The following is a 21872-nucleotide window of genomic DNA, read 5'->3' on the forward strand; positions in this document are numbered from 1 at the left end:
AAATTTAACAGGTAACGATGAAAATCAGACAAGGAATTATCATGCTTGGGGTATTGTTGCTAGCCCTTGGTCAGGCTGGTGCACAGACCTACAAAAATGCTAAAGCGCCGGTTGAAGCCAGGGTGAAAGACCTGCTGCAACGCATGACGCTGGAAGAAAAAGTCGGGCAGCTGAATACCCTGCTCGGTTGGCCCATGTACGAGAAGAAAGGTGATATAGTTGGCATCAGTGCCACGTTTAAGGAAGAAATTTCGAAAAGACATATTGGTAGTTTCTGGGCTACGCTCAGAGCCGATCCATGGACGCAGAAAACCCTGGAAACCGGATTGAGCCCAAGGCAGAGTGCTGAGGCTACCAATGCTATGCAGAAATACATGATGGAAAATACCCGCCTGGGGATACCACTGATCCTGGCGGAAGAATGTCCTCATGGACATATGGCGATTGGAACCACTGTATTCTCTACTTCTATCGGGCAGGCCAGTACCTGGGATCCTGCACTGATCCAGGAAATGGCAAGTGCTATTGCTGTTGAAGCCCGTGTACAGGGTGCACATATTGGTTATGGCCCGGTACTGGATCTGGTACGTGAACCAAGATGGTCAAGACTGGAAGAGACTTATGGCGAAGACCCTTACCTGATTGGGCAAATGGGGATTGCAATGGTAAGAGGCTTCCAGGGCACAAACCTGAACAGTGGTAAGAACATCATTTCCACCCTGAAGCACTTTACGGCTTATGGTTCTCCTGAAGGCGGTCATAATGGTGGTATTGCGCTCACTGGTCAGCGTGATCTGTATATGTCTTACCTGCCTCCGTTCAGGGATGCGATTAAGGCTGGAGCACTCTCTATCATGGCATCATACAATTCTATAGATGGTATTCCCTGTAGTGCCAATTCTTTCCTGCTGAAAGATGTGCTGGTAAAAGACTGGGGTTTCAAGGGTTATACTGTATCTGATCTGCACGGTATTCCAAGCATGAACACCAATCATCGTGTAGCGGCTGATATGGAGCAGGCTGCAACGATGAGTATCAATGCAGGTCTGGACAATGATCTGGGGGGTGCTGCTTATGGTGATGCGCTGATCAAAGCTGTGAAAGATAAACTGGTGACAATGGCGACCATTGATTCTGCGGTAGCACATGTGCTGCGTGTAAAATTCAAAATGGGCTTGTTCGAAAATCCATATGTGGATCCGGCAGCTGTTGAGAACGTGGTAGCGACTCCTGAACACATCGCCCTGTCGAAAAAAGTAGCGCTGGAATCTATCGTTCTCCTAAAGAATGAAAACAGCCTGCTGCCACTGAGTAAATCAATTAAGAATTTAGCCGTAATAGGGCCGAATGCAGACAATATCTACAACCAGTTGGGGGATTATACTGCTCCCCAGCCAGAAGAGAAAATTGTGACCGTTTTAGAGGGCATTAAAGCGAAGTTAGGAACGGGTACTAATATCAATTATGTAAAAGGTTGTGCAATTCGGGATACTACCAATGATAATATTGCTGCTGCGGTGACTGCTGCACAGCATGCTGATGCGGTAGTCTTGGTATTAGGTGGATCCAGTGCACGTGATTTCAAAACTTCTTACCAGGCTACGGGCGCGGCGGAAGTAAAATCAGGTGAAAGCTCTGTGAGTGATATGGAGAGTGGGGAGGGTTATGACAGGGTAAGCCTGGACCTGATGGGTTTACAGAATAAGCTGCTGAAAAGCCTGGTGGCAACTGGTAAGCCGATTGTACTGGTGCTGATTGAGGGTCGCCCTCTGAACATCACCTGGGCTGCTGAGCATGTACCTGCGATCGTGAATGCATGGTATCCGGGTCAGGAAGGTGGTCATGCCATTGCGGATGTACTGTTTGGAGATTATAATCCGGCTGGCCGTTTGCCAGTGTCTATTCCTAAGTCTGTAGGCCAGTTACCGGTGTATTATAACTACAAGAATGCTTCCAGGCATGATTATGTAGAGATGACTTCCAGGCCGCAATATAGTTTTGGCTATGGTTTGAGCTACACTACTTTTGGTTATGAAAATCTTCAGTTGAGTGTGAATGGGAAGAAGGTAGCGGTGAAATTTACTGTGAAAAATACCGGTAAGGTGGAAGGTGATGAAGTAGTACAGCTGTATGTAAGAGATGATTACAGTAGTGTGGTGACAGCGAATGAGCAGCTGAAACGCTTCCAGCGCGTGCATTTGAAAGCAGGAGAAGCAAAGGAGATTAATTTTGAACTGAATCCTGAAGATCTGCAATTGCTGAATGTGCAGAATAAGTGGGTGGTAGAGCCGGGCACCTTTAGCGTGATGGTGGGTGGCTCCAGTGATGATGCGAAATTGAATGGTAGCTTTACTATAAAATAGTTTTTTTATCGGCGGGCCGCTGCCACGGATGCTTTATGCAATTAAAGCACCTGTGGCAGCGGTTCTTTTTGTTTTTCCGGGATTCCGATTACGAATGTTGCTCCCTGTTCCAACTCTCCTGAAGCAGTAATAAACCCATTGTGCTGCTCCATAATCTTTTTACAAATAGACAAGCCGATACCCGTTCCTTCTATTTCATGGTAACTATGCAGTCGTTTAAAAACGATGAAGATATCTTCTGCATACTGGCTTTCGAAGCCAATACCATTGTCAGTGATGAAGATCTTATACAGATGACTGTTCTGATCTTCCGGCACTTCTTTTTGGGCATAGATATGCACTTCAGGCGCTACATCCTTTTTCCTGAACTTGAGTGCATTGCTGATCAGGTTATAAAACAGCTGCCGCATCAGGGTAGGAATCACCTGTATAGACGGTAGTGGATCAATCTTAATAACTGCATTGTTCTGCTGGATCTTTATTTCCAGTTCATTCAGTGCATCTTTCACTATTTCATTCAGATCGGAGTCAATGAAGTCTCCTCCCTGTATAGAGTGGCGGGAGAAACGGAGTAAATCACTTACCAGCTGCTGCATGCGGATAGTGGCGTTCGTGATTTTCATCACATACTTATTCACTTCGTCGCTGCTGTTTTTCTTTTGAATGATCATATCGCTGAACACCCTGATCTTGCGGAGTGGCTCCTGCAGATCATGGGAGGCGATATAAGCAAAGCGGTCCAGTTCAGCATTTACGGCTTTCAGGTGAATATTGTTATGTGTCAACTGTTTGTTCAGCTCCAATACTCTCAGTTCCGAAGCCTCTCTTTCTTCTATTTCCTTCTGCAGGGAGGCGTTGGTATTCAGTAGTTTTTGTTCCTGTGCAATGAGTGATTGAGTTTTTCGGTACAACTCTACGAACAGGCCTACTTTGATACGCAACAACTCCGGATTAATTGGCTTATAGATGAAATCGACAGCCCCCGCCTTATAGCCTTTGAAGATCACTTCTTCTTCGTGGCTATGGGCAGTGATGAATATGATCGGAATATCCTTTAGCTTCTCTCGCTGATAAATGAATGCGGCAGTTTCAAAACCGTTCATATCAGGCATCTGTACATCCATCAATATCAGGGAAAAATCAAACTCCTTTAACAGGATCTTCAATGCAGCCCGGCCAGAGTTTGCTTTGACGATGATGTAGCTTTCCCTTTCCAGGATGGATTCTATCGATAAGAGATTATCCGCCCGGTCATCAACTACTAAAATTTTTATGACATCGTGGTGCTGCACCTATTCAATTTTTTCGGAATGAATGTACATTAATATTTTTTGCTATATACCAGTTTTATATTAACGGTATAGCCATACTCTCATCAATGATAACAGCTGATCGATCTTCAATGGTTTCGTGATATAATCCGAAGCACCCGCTTCCAGGCATTTCTCCCTGTCGCCCTTCATCGCCTTTGCCGTCACCGCTATGATGGGCAATGCACTATTCTTATGTTCCCTGCGGATCTTCTGCATTGTTTCATATCCATCCATCTCAGGCATCATGATATCCATCAATACTATGTCAATCTGGTTGTTCTCACTGAGAATGCTCATAGCCTCTTTTCCACTCTCTGCCGTGATTGTATTGATATGGAAACGTTCAAATGCTGTAGTCAGGGCAAACAGGTTACGTACATCATCATCTACTACCAGTACATTCTTATGGATCAACACATCTTTCTGAGAGCGCAGATCTTCTATCAGTTTCTTCTTTTCAGGCAGTAAGGACTGGTGGTTCAGGTGCAACTGCATGACCGTTTCTTCCAGCAGCAAATCCAATGAATTAACGCCCTTCAGCAATATTTTATTGGCATACTGCTTCAGTTTCGATTTTTCGTTGGTGCTAAAGTCCCGCGCGGAATATACTATCACAGGTGTGGCATTGTACCGGTTCACCGTATTTAATCCAGCCACAAAATCTGCACCATCTATATCAGGCAGCATGTAATCTGCTATGATACAGTCATAATTATTTTGATTGATCGCCTCAATGGCTGATTTTCCATTATCTACAAATTCCATTTCAATCAATTCACCATTGTCCAGGATCCGGGCTATCTGTGATGCATCCGGTTCATTGTCTTCCACGACCAGTACTTTCTTGGTCTTACGCTCATGCTGGTCGATGATATTGCTGAAGAGAATATTCAATGCCTCTGTCTTCAATGGCTTCAGATTGAAGCTGCGTGCTCCGCGGTGCATGGCCAGCAACCTGTTTTCTTCGCCGGAGATGAGGTGAATAGGAATATGCCGCAGGTTGATATCATTCTTGAAAAGATCTAATACTCTCCATCCACTGGCATCCGGCAATTTTACATCCAGTGTCACCGCAATAGGATTGAACTTGTTCGTGAGGTCGAATACTTCGCCGAAACTGGTTGCTACCACTACTTTCAGTCCCATTTCATGTGCCTTCTCCTGCATGATCTTCGCAAAGCGCACATCATCTTCCACAATCAACACCACCCTGTCGGAATCCATGATATGCGTTCTGTCGTCACCTATTTCGTTGATGATTTCATTCAGTCCTTCCAGGTCTTTGGTTTCGCTCACCGTACGACTAGGTATCATTGGCGGTTCATATGGCTGTGGCATTGTATATTCCCCCACAGTCAGGCTGCTTTGTTTCTCTTTCCTGATCACAGAAGGATTGTAGTCCAGTGGCAGGAAGAGGGTGAAAGTACTACCCTGACCGGCTTCACTCATCAATTCGATTGAACCACCCAGGAGGTCTGCCAGACCACGGCTGATACTCAATCCCAGACCGGTACCACCATACTTACGGCTGGTAGATCCCTCTGCCTGCTGGAAGGCTTCGAAGATGATGTTTTGCTTGTCTTTGGAGATGCCGATACCGGTATCCCTGATTTCAAACGCCACAACTTTTGATGCACTTTCAAGACTGTCATTTTGTTGTTTCCAGTTGTGACGAGCTTCGTAAATACGGAGTCGTACTTCACCTTTTTCTGTGAACTTAAATGCATTTGAGAGCAGGTTCTTCAATATCTGGTTCAGGCGCTGTACGTCTGTTTCCAGTGTTTGAGGCAACTGGTCATCCATTTCAATCCTGAAGCGCAGGTTCTTGCTTTCCGAGATGTGTTTAAAGGTAGTTTCCACAAACCCGATCACCTCATTGAAGCGTACCTTGATAAAGTCGGTAGAGATATAACCAGATTCAATTTTAGACAGGTCGAGGATATCGTTGATCAGTTGGATCAGGTCATCTCCACAGCTATGAATGGTTTTGGCATAGCGCACCTGTTTTTCATTCAGGTTACCATCATGGTTTTCGTATAATTGCTGGGCCAGGATGAGCAATGAGTTCAGCGGCGTACGCAGCTCATGCGACATATTGGCCAGGAATTCTGATTTGTATTTGGAGGTGAGCTGCAGCTGCTCTGCTTTTTCTTCCAGTGAACGACGGGCTTCTTCCACCTCTTTGTTCTTGTCTTCCACCTCGTCTTTCTGTTTTACCAGCAGGTGGGCTTTATCCTGCAGCTCTTCGTTCGTACGTCTCAACTCATCTGCCAGTGATTGTGATTGTGCCAGCAGATCTTCTGTACGGGAGTTAGCTTCGATGGTGTTCAATACGATACCGATTGATTCGGTCAGCTGACTCAGGAAGTCGAGGTGCGTTTCACCGAAGGCATCGAAGCTGGCCAGTTCTATCACCGCCTTGATCTCTGTTTCAAAGAGCACCGGCAGTACGATCAGGTTCATTGGTGCTGCTTCACCTAAACCTGAGCTGATCTTAATATAATTAGATGGTACGTTCGTAAGTAAGATACGTTCTTTGTCGAGTGCTACCTGCCCCACCAAACCTTGGCCCAGAGAGAACTCGCGGTTGATGCTTTCCTCTTCGCCATATGCATAGGAAGCGAACAGTTTGAGTTTAGGATTTTCCAGGTTCTCTTCCTGTTCAAGTATGTAGAACATACCTTTCTGTGCACGTACTACACGCGCGAGTTCGGAGAGGATGCGGCGGGTTACGGTATTGAGGTCTTTCTGGCCCTGCAGCATCTGGGTGAACTGTGCAAGGTTCGATTTCAGCCAGTCCTGCTCCTGGTTACGGAGGGTGGTTTGTTTCAGGTTGGCGATCATCTGGTTGATGGTATCTTTCAGTTCTTCCACCTCACCTTTCGCTTCCACGCGGATCATCTGGGTCAGGTCACCTTTCGTCACCGCAGAGGCTACGGCACTGATGGCACGTACCTGGGTGGTAAGGTTTTCTGCCAGCTGGTTCACGTTTTCCGTCAGGTTTTTCCAGATCCCAGATGCTCCCGGTACACTTGCCTGCCCCCCCAAACGCCCTTCCACACCTACTTCGCGGGCCACGGTAGTTACCTGGTCGGCAAAGAGTGCAAGGGTATCAATCATTTCGTTGATGGTATCTGTCAGCTGTGCTACCTCGCCGCGTGATACGATGGAGAGTTTTTGTTTCAGGTTACCTGTTGCTACGGCAGTTACTACTTTCGCAATACCACGTACCTGGTTGGTGAGGTTAGAGGCCATCATGTTTACAGAGTCGGTCAGATCTTTCCAGGTACCACCCACGCCCTGTACTTCTGCCTGGCCACCCAGTTTACCTTCCGTACCTACTTCGCGGGCCACACGCGTTACCTCTACAGAGAAGGAGTTCAGCTGGTCCACCATCGTGTTGATAGTATTTTTCAGATCAAGGATTTCTCCTTTTACATCGATGGTTACTTTTTTGGTGAGGTCACCGGAAGCTACGGCTTTCGTCACTTCTGCGATGTTACGTACCTGCGATGTCAGGTTACCAGTCATCTGGTTTACGGAGTCTGTCAGGTCTTTCCAGGTACCAGCTACACCCGGTACGAATGCCTGGCCACCCAGTTTACCATCAGTACCCACCTCTCTCGCAACACGTGTTACCTCTGAGGCAAATGCACGAAGCTGATCCACCATCGTGTTGAGGGTTTCTTTCAGCTGTAAGATTTCTCCGCGTACATCCACCGTAATCTTGCGGCTCATATCACCATTTGCCACGGCAATGGCCACATCAGCAATGTTACGTACCTGTGCTGTCAGGTTACCTGCCATCTGATTTACAGAGTCAGTTAAGTCTTTCCATGTACCACCTACACCTGGTACGTTTGCCTGACCGCCCAGTTTACCTTCAGTACCTACCTCACGGGCTACACGCGTTACCTCAGAGGCAAAGGCGCGCAGCTGTTCCACCATCGTGTTGATGGTATTTTTCAGTTCCAGGATTTCTCCTTTTACATCTACTTCAATTTTACGGGAAAGGTCTCCATTCGCAACTGCGGTTGTTACTTCCGCGATGTTACGTACCTGGGATGTCAGGTTGGAGGCCATGATATTTACAGAGTCAGTTAAGTCTTTCCACAAACCTTCTACACCCGGTACGTCTGCCTGGCCACCCAGTTTACCTTCAGAACCTACCTCACGCGCTACCCTGAATACTTCGCTACCAAAGGCGTTCAGCTGGTCCACCATCGTGTTGATGGTATTCTTCAGCTCCAGGATTTCTCCTTTTACATCCACCGTGATTTTGCGGGAGAGGTCACCTTTCGCAACGGCTGTCGTTACTTCAGCGATGTTACGTACCTGTGCTGTCAGGTTAGATCCCATCTGGTTTACTGATTCAGTCAGATCTTTCCATGTACCACCCACACCCTGTACTTTGGCCTGTCCGCCCAGTTTACCTTCTGTACCTACTTCAAGGGCCACACGCGTTACCTCGGAGGCGAAGGAGTTCAGCTGATCCACCATCGTGTTGATGGTCTTTTTCAGTTCCAGGATTTCGCCCGCCACATCCACGGTGATCTTTTTGGAAAGGTCACCGTTTGCCACGGCAGTTGTTACTTCAGCAATGTTACGTACCTGGCCGGTGAGGTTACTCGCCATCTGGTTTACAGAGTCGGTCAGGTCTTTCCATGTACCACCCACACCCTGTACTTTCGCCTGGCCCCCCAGTTTACCTTCCGTACCTACTTCGAGTGCCACACGTGTTACCTCAGAGGCGAAGGAGTTCAGCTGGTCCACCATCGTATTGATAGTGTTTTTCAGTTCCAGGATTTCTCCTTTTACATCCACCGTGATTTTGCGGGAAAGGTCGCCCTTTGCTACCGCGGTGGTTACTTCAGCAATGTTTCGCACCTGCGCTGTCAGGTTAGAACCCATCTGGTTTACAGATTCTGTGAGGTCTTTCCATACCCCGCCTACACCTTTTACAGTAGCCAGGCCTCCCAGCTTACCTTCAGAACCTACTTCACGCGCCACACGCGTTACTTCGGCAGAGAAGGAGTTCAGCTGGTCCACCATCGTGTTGATGGTGTTTTTCAGTTCCAGGATTTCTCCTTTTACATCCACCGTGATTTTGCGGGAGAGGTCACCTCTCGCCACGGCAGTGGTCACTTCAGCGATGTTTCGCACCTGACCGGTCAGGTTGCTCGCCATCTGGTTCACAGAGTCGGTCAGGTCTTTCCATGTACCGGCTACTCCTTTTACTTCTGCCTGACCACCCAGTTTACCATCAGTTCCCACCTCCCTCGCAACACGTGTTACCTCGGAGGAGAAGGAGTTCAGCTGGTCCACCATGGTGTTGATGGTATCTTTCAGTTCAAGGATTTCTCCTTGTACGTCTACAGTGATTTTTTTAGAGAGGTCACCTTTCGCCACGGCAGTGGTTACTTCAGCGATGTTACGTACCTGGTCAGTGAGGTTACCCGCCATCTGGTTTACAGAGTCAGTCAGGTCTTTCCAAACCCCGGCTACGTCTTTCACTTTGGCCTGACCACCCAGTTTACCTTCGGAACCTACCTCGCGGGCTACACGGGTTACCTCAAGCGTAAAGAGGTTCAATTGTTTTACCATACCATTTACCTCAGTAGCAATACGGGCAAATTCTCCCTGCAGTACGTGGTCCTCAATTTGTAAAGGCATTTCCTGTGAGAGATTACCTTTTGCCACGGAGCTGATTACATGGGCAATTTCGATGGTAGGATGTACCAGGTCAGAGATCAGGTTATTGATAGATACTTCTGCCATATTCCACGAGCCCCTGGCTGTGCGGGGCATTTGCACCCTGTGATTGAGCTTCCCCATTTTCCCGATCGTATTCCGGGCCAGCATGAGTTCTTCCACCAAAGTTTCATTGAGGGCAATAATATCATTGACGGTATCACAGATCTTACCACTTAAGCCTATATTATCTGCTGGCATCCGGACAGTGAAATTACCATTCTTGACTTCGGAAAGGACCTGTAAGAGCTGGCGCATATCCAGTTCATCTATGACACTATCGGTCGCACTGTTGGTAGTTTTTGGGGAAGACTGTGGAGTATTTTCCACATGCGTTTCAGGCAAGGGAGTGGTGTCAGAATTTTTCTTCCGGGTGTTCATGCTGAAAGTATTAGCGACTTTATGCTTATATATGCTGAAAAAATATCTTTAATGTGCGTCCTGTCAATGAATTAAAAAGAAAACAAGGTTTGTTTTAGGTAATCATACATCGTATGCTTTGAAATGGTAATTTAGCGTTATAGAAACATAAAATATTATCAAAAGATGCAATTTTCAGGCCATTCGAAGCGGCTTATCCTGTTAGCTGAAGATGATATTGATGATCAGGAATTATTAGAAAATGCATTTAGTGAAATAGATCCTACCTGGCAACTGGTGTGTATCCCTAACGGCAGAAAATTCGTTAAATATCTGGAGAGTATTGAAGACAAGGAATTGCCTGCATTAATGATCCTTGATTATAATATCCCGGAACTGACAGGTGTAGAAATTGTAGAAGAACTCAACGACCAGTCGCGCTATCTCGGAATTCCTAAGATCATCTGGAGTACATCCAGTTCACCGGTGTTTAAAGCCCGTAGTATTGAGCTGGGTGTGGTGGATTATATCACCAAACCCAGTGACCTTGCATCTTTTTTAACTATTGCTAAATACATGTTATCATTTGTGAAAGAGTCATAAGATTGTATTAATGATAAGATTGTATTGTAACTCCCATAATTATTTCCCCCCAAACTATATACGGAAAAATTACATCCGGGCAATATGCTGTAAAGTGTATTGAAGGAATGGTAGCCTTTCGCTACATTTGTACCAATGGTTGATAGCGCGCATTATCTGGATATTTATCACTCACGGAACGAGGAAACACAACTGGTAATAGACATACTAGCCGTTTACATCTACCCGGTAGATAAATACATGCTCATTGATGCTGCGCAGAAAATCCTTGACATACCACAGGATGCAATTTCTGACATATTAGAAGAGCTCATAGCAGCGGAGGTTGTGGTCAAACATGTGACTGGCAATTATTCTCTTGATCCTGCTATGAGCTTCTTTTTATTCCCTGAAAAAGTACGACAGCCACAATACCTGCAACTCATTCAGCAGGTAAGACAATACTCTTTTTATAGCAGCAACGCCAGAATCCAGGAATTACAGCAATTACTGATTGCTTTTTTCACAGGGGAGCGGTCTTTGTTAAGAGCGCCGGTAATGCGCATCAGCGGCGAGATCAACGAGTATCTGCCACATATCTGTTATCTCCTGTATTTCCCGGAATACAAGCCCCTGCTTCAGTTTTTTGACACCGATATTATCCAGGTGATCTACCAGGCCGCTGTGAATTTGCAAGTGCAAAGTATGTCTCCGGTTACCTTGCTGGAGACCCCGGTCCTTAACTGGTCTATATTGGAAGGTTCGCTCAAACCGGATGATGATCCTTTTGCACAGGCCGTGATTGCCCTTTATGACCAGCAAGCCGATGCCGCCTTTCTCTTATTCGAGCAGGGTATTAAACAGCAGGCTAAAACAGACCGAAAGCACCTGGTACCACTATCGCCTTTAACAAGCTTTATATATGCCTTTAACCTGACTTTGTTACCAGATTCCCGGTCCTATCCCCTGATTACGAAAATTGTTACTTTTTACGAGAAGAAGCTGAAGGCTGACATTACACCTGCCATCAGTTTATTGCATTTTCACCAGGGCAGAAAAGAAAAAGCAGAAAACATGCTGCTGATTCTGCTCCAGGGCAATCATGGAAACCTGATCAGTTATCTGGCATTGATCTGCTTACAGATTTATTTACCCGGCAGTAAGTTGCTGAAGACTTACAAGGACCTTAGCACACAACTACTGTATAAAGGCATTCAAAACCACTACCGCTTCCTTACGTACGAATACCTCTATCTCTTCAGGGATGAGGGCTTCCGTAAGCAGCAAGAAGCCTACCTGGAAGCAGCATCTGTGATAGGGAAGAAGCCCTTGCTCTCACAGCTGAAAAGAACTGCTGAATGGGAAAGGCTGTTAAAATTACTTGCTGTCCCAGAAGGCCCTCAGGCCGAAAAGCCACAGCAAACTACACGTATTGCTTACCTGGTAGATCCTACATCCAGGGAGATCCAGGTTATTCTGCAATCCTTTTCAAATGCCGGCGGCTGGAGCAGGGGCCGGCCTGTAGACATGAAGCGGTTCAGGGAAGGTGTCATTCCGGGTATGACTCCGCAGGATGTAAAAATAGGCGAGTGCCTGATCAAACAAAGTTTCTACACTTACGGTTCAGATGATTATGTGTTTGAAGACAGGGTATGGCCTGAAATGGCCGGACATCCTTATCTCTTCATGGCACATAACCAGGAGATCTCCCTTGACATTGTGAAAGGAGAACCGGAATTGCTTGTGAATAAAACAGGAAAGGGATTTACTTTCGATAGTAATCTGCCGACAACTGATCTGTCTAAGGAGATCATCTTTATCAGGGAATCGGAAACAAGGCTGAAGGTAATCAGGCTAACGCCCAAACAACGGAATGTATTACAAACTGTTCAGCAGATTCCCATCGTACCCCTTGATGGCAAGGAGCAATTGCTCAGCGCCTTACAGCAAATAGGCGCACACATTACTGTGCATGCGAACCTGGAAGGTACTTCTCTTAATATTCAACAGCGCAAAGGCGATACCCGCATCACGGTTCAATTACAGCCTACTGCCGATGCCCTGAAGGCATCCTTCTTCGTAAAACCTTTTGGAGCGGATCCCCCGTATTGCAAACCGGGTGAGGGCGCTGCTCACATCATCGGTATTATGAATGGCGAACGCTGTCAGGCTACGCGTGACCTGGAGGCAGAAAAAGCCAATTACGCCCGTTTGCTGGAACTTATTCAACAGGCAGTCGCACAGGAAATAGACGATGACCACATCCTCTTCTCCGATCCCCTGGATTGCCTGCAACTACTTGAAGTGATTCACGAACATCCTGCTATTGCGATTTCAGAATGGCCGGAAGGAGAAAAGTTGCGGATTAAAAAGGTAGTCACTACCAGCAGGATGGCGCTGACGGTGAAGTCGAACCGGAAATGGCTGGAATGCCAGGGTGAATTAAAAGTAGATGAAGACCTGGTGCTTTCCCTGAAAGAGTTGCTGGACAAAACGGTGCAACACAGAAGCCGCTTTATCCCTCTCAGGAATGGCAGCTACCTGGCACTCACGAAAAAGCTGTACCGGCAACTGCAGGAGATGAACAGTTTCGCCGTGGCTGATCATGAAGCTGTAAAAATACAATCCATGGCTGCCCATATGCTGGATGAGATGCTGGATGAAGCGGGTAATGTAGAAACGGATGCTGCTTTCAAAGCGCAAAAGCAGCGATGGAAAGAAATCATCTCCGTGACACCTGCCATTCCCACAGCATTGCAGGCTACCCTACGTCCATACCAGGAAGATGGTTTCCGCTGGATGGTGCGGTTAGCAAACCTCGGTGCCGGTGCTTGCCTGGCAGATGATATGGGTTTAGGTAAAACTATTCAGGCCATCACCTTATTACTCCACAGGGGAGCAGAAGGCCCTGCCCTGGTGGTATGCCCGGCTTCGGTATTGCCTAACTGGATCAATGAAATCAATCGTTTTGCCCCTTCTTTACAGGTGGTAATGTTGCATGCTGGTGGAGACAGGAAGGAATTGCTGACTTCCGCAGGCAAATTTTCGGTAGTGGTTACCACCTATGGACTGCTGCTGTCAGAAAGAGCATTGCTTACTGCAACAGAGTGGGATTCCGTCATCCTGGATGAAGCACATGCTATCAAAAATTACCAGACCAGAACTGCAAAAGCGGCGATGGCCCTTCAGGCACATTTCAGGTTAATACTCACGGGTACCCCTATACAGAACAACCTGAATGAGATCTGGAGTTTATTTCATTTTATCAATCCAGGTTTACTGGGTACGCTTAAGCACTTTACCAGACAATTCACGACTCCTGTTGTATACAATCCTGACAGCACTGTAAAAACACACCTCAAAAAACTGATTGCCCCCTATATGCTGCGCAGAACAAAAGGTGCGGTGCTGGATGAATTGCCGGAAAAAACGGAGATCGTCAAACTCATTCCTTTATCGCACGATGAAAGGGCATTTTATGAAGCCATCCGGCTCAAGGCGATAGAAAATATCCGAAAATACAGGGTGAGTGATAGCAAGCAACACCTGAATACCCTGACAGAGATCGGTAAACTCCGTATGGCGGCCTGTCATCCACAGATGTTGCATACAGAAGTGAATATTCCATCATCCAAACTCTCCACATTCTTAGAAATCGTTGAAGAACTGATTTCCAACAAACACCGGGCATTGGTATTTAGCCAGTTTGTGCGGCACCTGGACCTGGTAAAACGGGCACTGGATGACAAGGGGATTTCCTATCTTTATCTTGACGGCGCAACAGCTATCCCTGACAGGGAAGAACGTGTCAGGCAATTCCAGGGAGGCACGGCAGACCTTTTCCTCATCAGCCTCAAAGCCGGAGGCCTGGGTCTTAACCTTACAGCGGCCGACTATGTCATTCACCTGGATCCCTGGTGGAATCCTGCGATAGAAGAGCAGGCCTCTGATCGTGCCTACAGGATGGGACAGACAAAACCCGTGACCATCTACAGGCTCGTCATGCAGGATACCATTGAAGAAAAGATAATTTCTCTGCACCGGAACAAGCAGGATCTGGCAGATCAATTGTTGGCAGGCAGCGATATTTCAGGTAAGCTTTCCACAGAAGAACTGATTGCGCTAATCATGAAGTAATTTCGCCTATATTGTATTCCAATATCAAATTATGCATGAAAATCCCCCATCTGATCAGACCGCTCATGCTGATCAGGAGATACAACAGATAAAAGCTGCCCTTCATGCCGTAGGCATTGGTATCTGGGATATAGATATTCTCCAGGGTAAGGTGATACTTGACACAACATGTAAAGAGCTATTCGGGTTACCACCGGTGGCAAACATTACTTATGAAATGTTGTTGGGAAGTCTGCACCCTGCAGACAGACAACTGGTACGTGAGTCGGTACGCAAACACATGCAAAAGCAATCTGACCATAACCTCAACCTGCGTTTCAGAACTGCTGATGTTGACAACCGATCCCTCCGTTGGATACAGGTAAAAGGGCAGGTATACTTTACACCCGAAGGAACTGTAAGCCGCCTTTCCGGCATGGCTATGGACATTACCAGTGAAATAGCTGCCAGTGAAAAAGCGGAAGCGGCAGAAAGACTTTCTTCCATCGCCATAGAAGGTTCGGGAGCCGGCTCATTCACCATCGATTTTGCAAGTGATACTATTACCTATTCTCCTTCGCTTGCTCATATGATTATGGGAGAAGAAGTGGGAGGTAGTCACTTCAGGGATTTTTTTTTACCCTATGTACACCCCGAAGACCGCAAAATCAGGGAGCAGGCATACGAGGAAGCGATGGACACCGGTATTCTGAACTATGAATGCCGTTTTATATGGAAAGATGGCTCTGTGCACTGGGTGAAGATCAGGGGTAAATATTATTACGACCTTACAGGTAGACCTGTATCTTTCTCAGGCATTGGTCTGGACGTGACAGAATCCAGAGAACATACCCGGCTCCTGAAAGAAGTAGAACAAAGATTCCTGCTGGCATTTAATAATTCCAGTATCAATATGGCATTTCTGGATAAAAACGGAGTCATACAGGAAGTAAATAAAGCCTTTGCCGGGTTCCTGGGTTATACGCAGCAGGAGCTTTCCGGAATGTACTACCGAAGTATTGTGCAGGCAGATTACAGAAGGGAAAGCGATAAATTGTTTGCAGACCTTGTACATGGCAAACAGGAATTTTACAACCAGATTAAACAATATTATCACAAGGATGGCAGTGCACGCTGGGTGCAGGTAAACATTGCCACTGTAGCGATGGAAGAAGCCAATTCCACACACATCCTTGCCATCGCCTTTGATATAGGCAATGAGGTAGCCGTACGCAAGGAACAGCAACAACTCTTATCATTGGTGGAGAATAGCAATGACCTGATCATGGTAAGCAACCTTAAAGGCAATGTGACCTATATCAACGAGGCTGGCGTGCGCCTGCTGGGCTTACCGAACAAGGCCGCGGCGGTGACACACTCCATGAAAGATTTTTTTGAGCCCTCCTTCTACAACCAGGTAGAAGATGCCATTATTCCGGAACTGATGCGGGAAGGGAAATGGACAGGCAGACAAACCTACCAGCACCAGGAAACGGGTGAAGCACTGCCCTTCATGACAAACGCCTTCAGGCTGGATAGCCCTATGAGCGGGAAGCCTATTGCGATAGCTGGGGTAGCCAGGGATCTGCGTTCAGAACTGGAAACACAAAAAGCACTCAAAGAAAGTGAAAACAGGTTCCGCTCCCTGGTGGAAGAAGCACCTGTACCTACTGCGCTGTATGTAGGCAGGGAACTGATCATCGAAGTAGCGAATGATGCTATGCTTACCCTTTGGGACAGGGGTAGCGCCATTATAGGTTACCCACTCGCCCGGGCATTGCCGGAACTTCACGGGCACCAGTTTCTAGACATCATGGACGAGGTATTCAATACAGGAGAGGTCTACCATGGCCGTGAAATGCCAATCGAACTGATGATCGATGGCAACATGACGCTGACCTACCTGAATATTACCTTCAAACCATTGCAGGATCCAGAGGGCGAAGTATATGCTATCCTGAATATGGCCATAGACGTGACCCAGCAGGTATTAGCTAAAAATAAGATCCTGGAGAACCAGAGTTTCCTGGAATCAGAAGTGTTGGAACGTACAGAGGAACTGGCAGCTTCCAATGAGGAGCTGGCTGCTATGAACGAAGAATTGCAGGATGCGAATATGCACCTGATACGCTCTAACCAGGAGCTGGAACAATATGCCTATGTAGCCAGTCATGACCTGCAGGAACCCCTGCGCAAGATCAGGATTTATGCAGACCTGCTGTCAAGAAAAGATGACCTGAATATAGAACATAAACGCCTGGTAGATAAAATCAATCAATCGTCCGAGCGGATGTCTATGCTGATCAAGGACCTGCTGGAATTTTCCCGCTTGCTGGAAACGGGGAATATGATGCGGGATGTAGATCTGACAGAACTTCTGCTGATGGTGAGCAAGGATTTTGAACTGATTATTGAAGAAAAGAAAGCACGCATTAATATTGGAAAACTACCTGTGATCCAGGGTGTACCCCTGCAAATGAATCAGTTGTTTTACAACCTGATGAGCAATGCTTTGAAATTCACACAGGACGGCGTAACTCCTGTGATAGAAATTCAGGCCCATGTGATATCCTTAGCTGAAGCAGCTACTTATCTGCGCATGCCGGAACAGGGTAAGCAGTATTACGATATTTCATTCAGAGATAATGGAATAGGTTTTGAAAATAAATATGCGGAGCAGATCTTTGAAGTGTTTAAGCGCCTCCACAACAGGAATCAATATCCCGGCTCGGGCATTGGCTTATCTTTGTGCAGGAGGATTGTGGGGAATCATGGAGGACATATGTATGTATTGTCAGCTCCGGACGAAGGGACTATCTTCCATATTATCCTGCCGGGGAAACAGGCAACAGGATAATATCAAATTTTTTATTTTTACACCATGAACATTTTTGGCCTCTGGAATAACTCCTATTACCTGATTGTTGGTTTACAGATCATTTGTATCATCCATTGTCTCAAAACGGGCAAAAGAGATTATATCTATCTCCTGATTTTCTTACCCATGATCGGATGTATCATTTACTTCATCAGGGAAATCCTGCCAGAAATCAACAGAGGGGAGTTTTTTTCCAACCTGCAACGTGTATTCTTTCCCAAATCCGTTATTGGGGAGTGGGAGCGCCGTGTCAGGTTATCTGATACTGTGGCTAATAAAATGGGACTGGCAGGCGCTTATGCTGACCAGCAACAATATGCTAAAGCCATTGCACTGGCAGAAGAATGCCGGCAGAGTTTTCCAAGAGACTTAGGCATTTTACAACAGCTGGGCCGCTTTTATTTTTATGATCAGCGATATGCTGACAGCATTGCCTGTATGGAAAAAGCATTTGCACAGACGAATGCCAACCTGATCAAACAGGAAGATGAGTTAATGTATGCACGGGCGCTGGAAGCTACGGGCATGCTACCACCAGCTGAAGAAGTGTATAAAAAAGTGGTTCGTGTACACCACTCTATAGAAGGCATGTATTACTATGGCTTATTCCTGAAAAAGCAGAACAGGAATAAAGAAGCCCTTCAACAGTTCCAGACGATTAAAGATGAATTTCACCTGCATCCCCGGTATGTGCGCAGGATGAACTCACAGTGGTTGCGCCTCGCGAAGAGAGAAATGGCAGGTCTATAAACCAACAACTCCCGGCTCCACAGTAAGAAAATTACTGCTTTGCCAGGAGTGTCTGTGACTATACTTATCGAACTGCTTGTCAACTGCTGATCTTGTGTACTACAAGATTGTCATAGTAGATGTACCCATCTGCTGAAGCTTCCCAATAATCTTCACTACCGCCACGGAATGTGTGGAAGGTCAATCCTTTGATCAGGCGTTTGCTGTCATTGGTTGTCCAGCGGATATCTCTGTCTAATACAATTGTATTATCGATCACGTATTGTACGTGACCATCTGTATTACTACCGGTATTGCTTTTTACATACAGGTGTACATGGTACCATTGTCCTTTATTGAGGCTACCTGAGGAGGGATAAGATTTCCCGAACGTTTCCCCATAGGTCCCTGATTGGTCCTTGAAGTAGAGATAAGGCTGGAAGAATACACGGCCGGCATCAGTCTGATACCACATAAGTCGTGCACTGCCGCCATTACCATCCCAACCCGGGTCGCCGCCGGTATTACCATCGCCGATAGAGAAGCCAAAGCCTAACTTACCACCCCTGGACCATTCGAACTGACTATGAAAACGGATGTCGTAATCCACTTCGTAGGCGGAGCCATCGGAAATGTCGACATTGCCAATTACGCCTCCTGCACCAGAAAGGGCGTTGGCGAGGAGTTTAATACGGCAGGTGCCACCGGAGATCCAGCAACGTGTGTCTACCCAGCCAGTGATGTTGCCAAAGTCGGTGGCAGCAGCGGAGCTGGCGTAGGTGCCGTCGGCATAGTTGTTCCAATTGACTGACCAGCTGCTGTTTATTGCTGAACCTACAGCAGAGGTGTGGAGAACGGAGGCGGATGCGAGTGGAGGAGATGAAGCGGCCTCCTTGCTGCAAGCGCCGAATAAGGTGAGGGCGCAGAGAGCATATACGCCTACCTTGACGGTCATTTTTGATGTCATTGATTTTGGTTTTAAAGAGGGAATAAATGGTTTTTCATTTCAGGAGGGATGTCGTGCAGGAATGATTAAAGTACTATTCATATTATAAAAAAAAGCTTCCACCTTGGGTGGAAGCTTTTTTGATATAGTTACCGGCTTAATGCCTTGAATTATTGACGATGATTTTTTGTCTGCTCACTATGCGCTGGCGCTCATCGGCTATTGTGATGATGTACACGCCGGTAGGCAATCCGCTCACATTCAATGTAATGCTGTTGCCCTGCGCAATGCGGGAAACATGTTTTACACCATTCAGACCATATAATGATACGATATACTTCGCCGCCTTTCCCGGCAGTGATACATTTACATACCCTGAAGCAGGATTGGGCCATACATGGCAGGTAGGCACCTTTACCGTGTCGATAGTTGTATCAGGTACTACCGGTTCATCAGGATAGGTGAATGGGAAATCAATCTGTGCCTGCTTAAACTGCATTTCCAGTTCATCATCCCATTTAAATGCTGTATCTGCCTGTTTCTTCAGACTATATCTTACAGCACCACTCCAGAAATGTACAAACTCACCCAGGTTCAGATCCCTGGTATACTCGCCATTATGCTGCGGGAAATATTCAGACAATAATGTAAAATACCTGTTCAGTGCAGCGCTGGAATCAGAACGGGTATAGATCGGATAGAACCAGTCTCTGAACCAGTGTGTACCTGGTTTTGGATAATTTTCCACACCACCTATGACATCGTCATAAGTTCCCTGTGCATCATCCGTCCATCCCAGGCGTTTTTCCACATCATAAATAAAGATCTCCATCCATTTACTATCATGCCATATAGCGAATGCAGGTGAGTTCTTCACGCCCTTGCTACCACCTTCTACAATATGCCCTACTTCATGAATAGATGCACCCAGGTTCCAGTCACTTCTGGTAGTCCAGTCGCCACCCAGGTCTGCTACGTTACGATAGTCATGTGAGTCATCGAATACAGTAGCCGGATGTCCGCCGGAGAAGCCTGCCACGCTATGATACACCATGTTCAGTTTAGGATCGCTGAATGAACCGTAATTGGATTTTACGTATTCCCATACCTTAGTCATATCATCATTCATCCAGGTGACGGTTCTTGGTACCGCACTATCATAGTACATATTGATACTGCTGTTGCTGTATACCAATGACAGTAATTCCCTGTGTTCAAACCAATGCTCTTTCCAGGTAGCAGGTGGTGTGTTTGTCAGTGTGGTATTTTGTGCATATACCCACTCAGAATTGCCATCACTGTTCTCTGCCCTTACACGATAATAGTAAGTGGTAAGCGGAGATAATTCCAGTGAATAGAAATGTGTAGAATTTGGATGCAGCTCTTTGGAGAAATCCCAGTTAGTACTATCTGTTGAGTGCTCCAAGCGATAGCTGGTTTCGGTGGTAGCATTATCAGACCAATCCAGGATAATCTGGTTGCCTGAAACGCTGGTGGTTACTAAATCTGAAGGCGCAGCAGGAGCTCCCGTAGGGAAAGATCCGGTACCTGTGCCATAGATCTCCAGTTCTGAAAACTGAATGAGGTCATCCCCGTTATTGGCTGTAATATTTAAACGATAATATTTATAAGCTGTCGTGTTGGCAAATACAAAAGTTCTTTTCTTTTGTCTGCCAGTGAATACCTGATTGCTTTGTGTATTCAATGTCACCCAGGTAGTGCTGTCATTAGAACCTTCAAACACCCAGTTTTTCGGATCTCTGCCCTCGGCATCATTGCCGGAGGTAATGGCATATTGTGTGGCGGTACCGGGATGTGCCAGTTTGTACACGACCCATGTAGTAGGATTGTACGCGAGGTATTTGGTATAGATGCTATTGTCTGTTGCTTTGGCAATGCCTTCTGCACCGGTAGTATTAAACTGATCCGATACTTTGCCATTTACGTAATTAGTCAGGTCTATGGCATAAGGTGCTGCAGCCGTTCTTACTACTGCGGATGTTGCATAAGCAGATACGCCGGTAGCATTTACAGCTCTTACCTTGTAAATATAGGCAGTACCTACACTCAGACCGCTATCAGCATAGTGATGCACATTGGCAGCTACGGTATCGAGTATGTGAAAATTCACACCATCAATAGAGCTTGAGATGATAAAGCCAGTTTCATTTGTAGCATTATCTGTCCAGCTCAGGTTGGCATGATATCCTGAGATGCTGGCAGTAAGATGGGTCGGTGCCGCGGGTCCTGCAGCGGATCCCGTCAGTTTCCATTCTGAAAACTGGATAGCACCTGCACCATTGCTGGCAGTGATGTGAAGGCGAAAATACAGGTAGGCGGCAGCGCCGGATACGGTGTAGGTGTTGGTCTGAAAGCGGGCCGCAAATGTCTGGGCGGTCTGCGTATCCAATGTCACCCATGTACTGCCGTCATTAGAACCTAAGAGCACCCAATCTTTAGGATCACGGGTATTGGCATCGTTGGCAGAAGAAATGGAATATTGGCTCAAGATGGCTGAATAGGCCGACTGGTACTGCACCCAGATGTCTGTATGTGCAGTATAGTACTTGGTGTTTACATCATTGTCTGTGATGTTCTGATAGTTTTCCTTTGCATTGTCGTCGTTGTTATACTGTACAGTGACGGCACCTCCATTGGTGGTCAGCTCAGTCTGGGCGAAAGTACCAAGACTGCTGCACAGGCATACAGCGTACAAAGATAGCTTTGTAAAATTACGGGTCATCATGATGGGCGTTATGCGTTTGGTTAATAAAGTGCGCTCTTAAAAATGTGGATATCGATTTTGGTCTACGGTGTCAGGTCAACACGATTCT

Annotated in this window: 9 protein-coding genes; 5 read left to right on the top strand and 4 right to left on the bottom strand. The window is 46.5% G+C overall.

What is annotated here, in order from left to right; genetic code table 11:
• Positions 1–17 precede the first annotated feature (17 nt).
• Positions 18–2363 (top strand): glycoside hydrolase family 3 N-terminal domain-containing protein, encoded by a 2346-nt coding sequence (locus tag DXN04_RS07310; RefSeq protein WP_116852677.1) that lies wholly within the window; start codon positions 18–20, stop codon positions 2361–2363.
• Positions 2364–2404: 41 nt separating this feature from the next.
• Here the strand turns inward: DXN04_RS07310 and DXN04_RS07315 are convergent, their stop codons facing one another.
• Positions 2405–3655 (bottom strand): sensor histidine kinase, encoded by a 1251-nt coding sequence (locus DXN04_RS07315; protein ID WP_116852678.1) that lies wholly within the window; start codon positions 3653–3655, stop codon positions 2405–2407.
• A gap of 60 nt (positions 3656–3715) precedes the next feature.
• The gene (locus DXN04_RS07320; protein ID WP_199415001.1) at positions 3716–9808 is read right to left on the bottom strand and encodes a HAMP domain-containing protein; all 6093 of its coding nucleotides are present in this window, start codon (positions 9806–9808) and stop codon (positions 3716–3718) included.
• Between the two features lie 165 nt (positions 9809–9973).
• Between DXN04_RS07320 and DXN04_RS07325 the strand changes: the two genes are divergently transcribed.
• The 4 genes from DXN04_RS07325 to DXN04_RS07340 all read left to right on the top strand — a co-directional run bounded on the left by DXN04_RS07325 (position 9974) and on the right by DXN04_RS07340 (position 18113).
• The gene (locus tag DXN04_RS07325) at positions 9974–10390 is read left to right on the top strand and encodes a response regulator (protein WP_116852679.1); all 417 of its coding nucleotides are present in this window, start codon (positions 9974–9976) and stop codon (positions 10388–10390) included.
• A gap of 135 nt (positions 10391–10525) precedes the next feature.
• Entirely contained in the window at positions 10526–14506 is a 3981-nt protein-coding gene (locus tag DXN04_RS07330; protein ID WP_116852680.1) for a DEAD/DEAH box helicase, read from the top strand.
• A gap of 31 nt (positions 14507–14537) precedes the next feature.
• Positions 14538–17342, top strand: a complete 2805-nt coding sequence (locus DXN04_RS07335) for a PAS domain S-box protein (RefSeq protein ID WP_116852681.1) — start codon at positions 14538–14540, stop codon at positions 17340–17342.
• A gap of 24 nt (positions 17343–17366) precedes the next feature.
• Positions 17367–18113, top strand: coding sequence for a hypothetical protein (locus tag DXN04_RS07340; RefSeq protein WP_116852682.1), 747 nt, complete (start codon positions 17367–17369; stop codon positions 18111–18113).
• A gap of 79 nt (positions 18114–18192) precedes the next feature.
• On the opposite strand, the gene DXN04_RS07345 is transcribed toward DXN04_RS07340, so the two are convergent.
• Positions 18193–19059, bottom strand: coding sequence for a polysaccharide lyase (locus tag DXN04_RS07345; protein WP_116852683.1), 867 nt, complete (start codon positions 19057–19059; stop codon positions 18193–18195).
• A 136-nt stretch (positions 19060–19195) separates the two neighbouring features.
• Entirely contained in the window at positions 19196–21784 is a 2589-nt protein-coding gene (locus DXN04_RS07350) for a T9SS type A sorting domain-containing protein (protein ID WP_116852684.1), read from the bottom strand.
• Between the last annotated feature and the right edge of the window lie 88 nt (positions 21785–21872).

The organism is Chitinophaga silvisoli (assembly GCF_003412465.1).
Taxonomy (GTDB): domain Bacteria; phylum Bacteroidota; class Bacteroidia; order Chitinophagales; family Chitinophagaceae; genus Chitinophaga; species Chitinophaga silvisoli.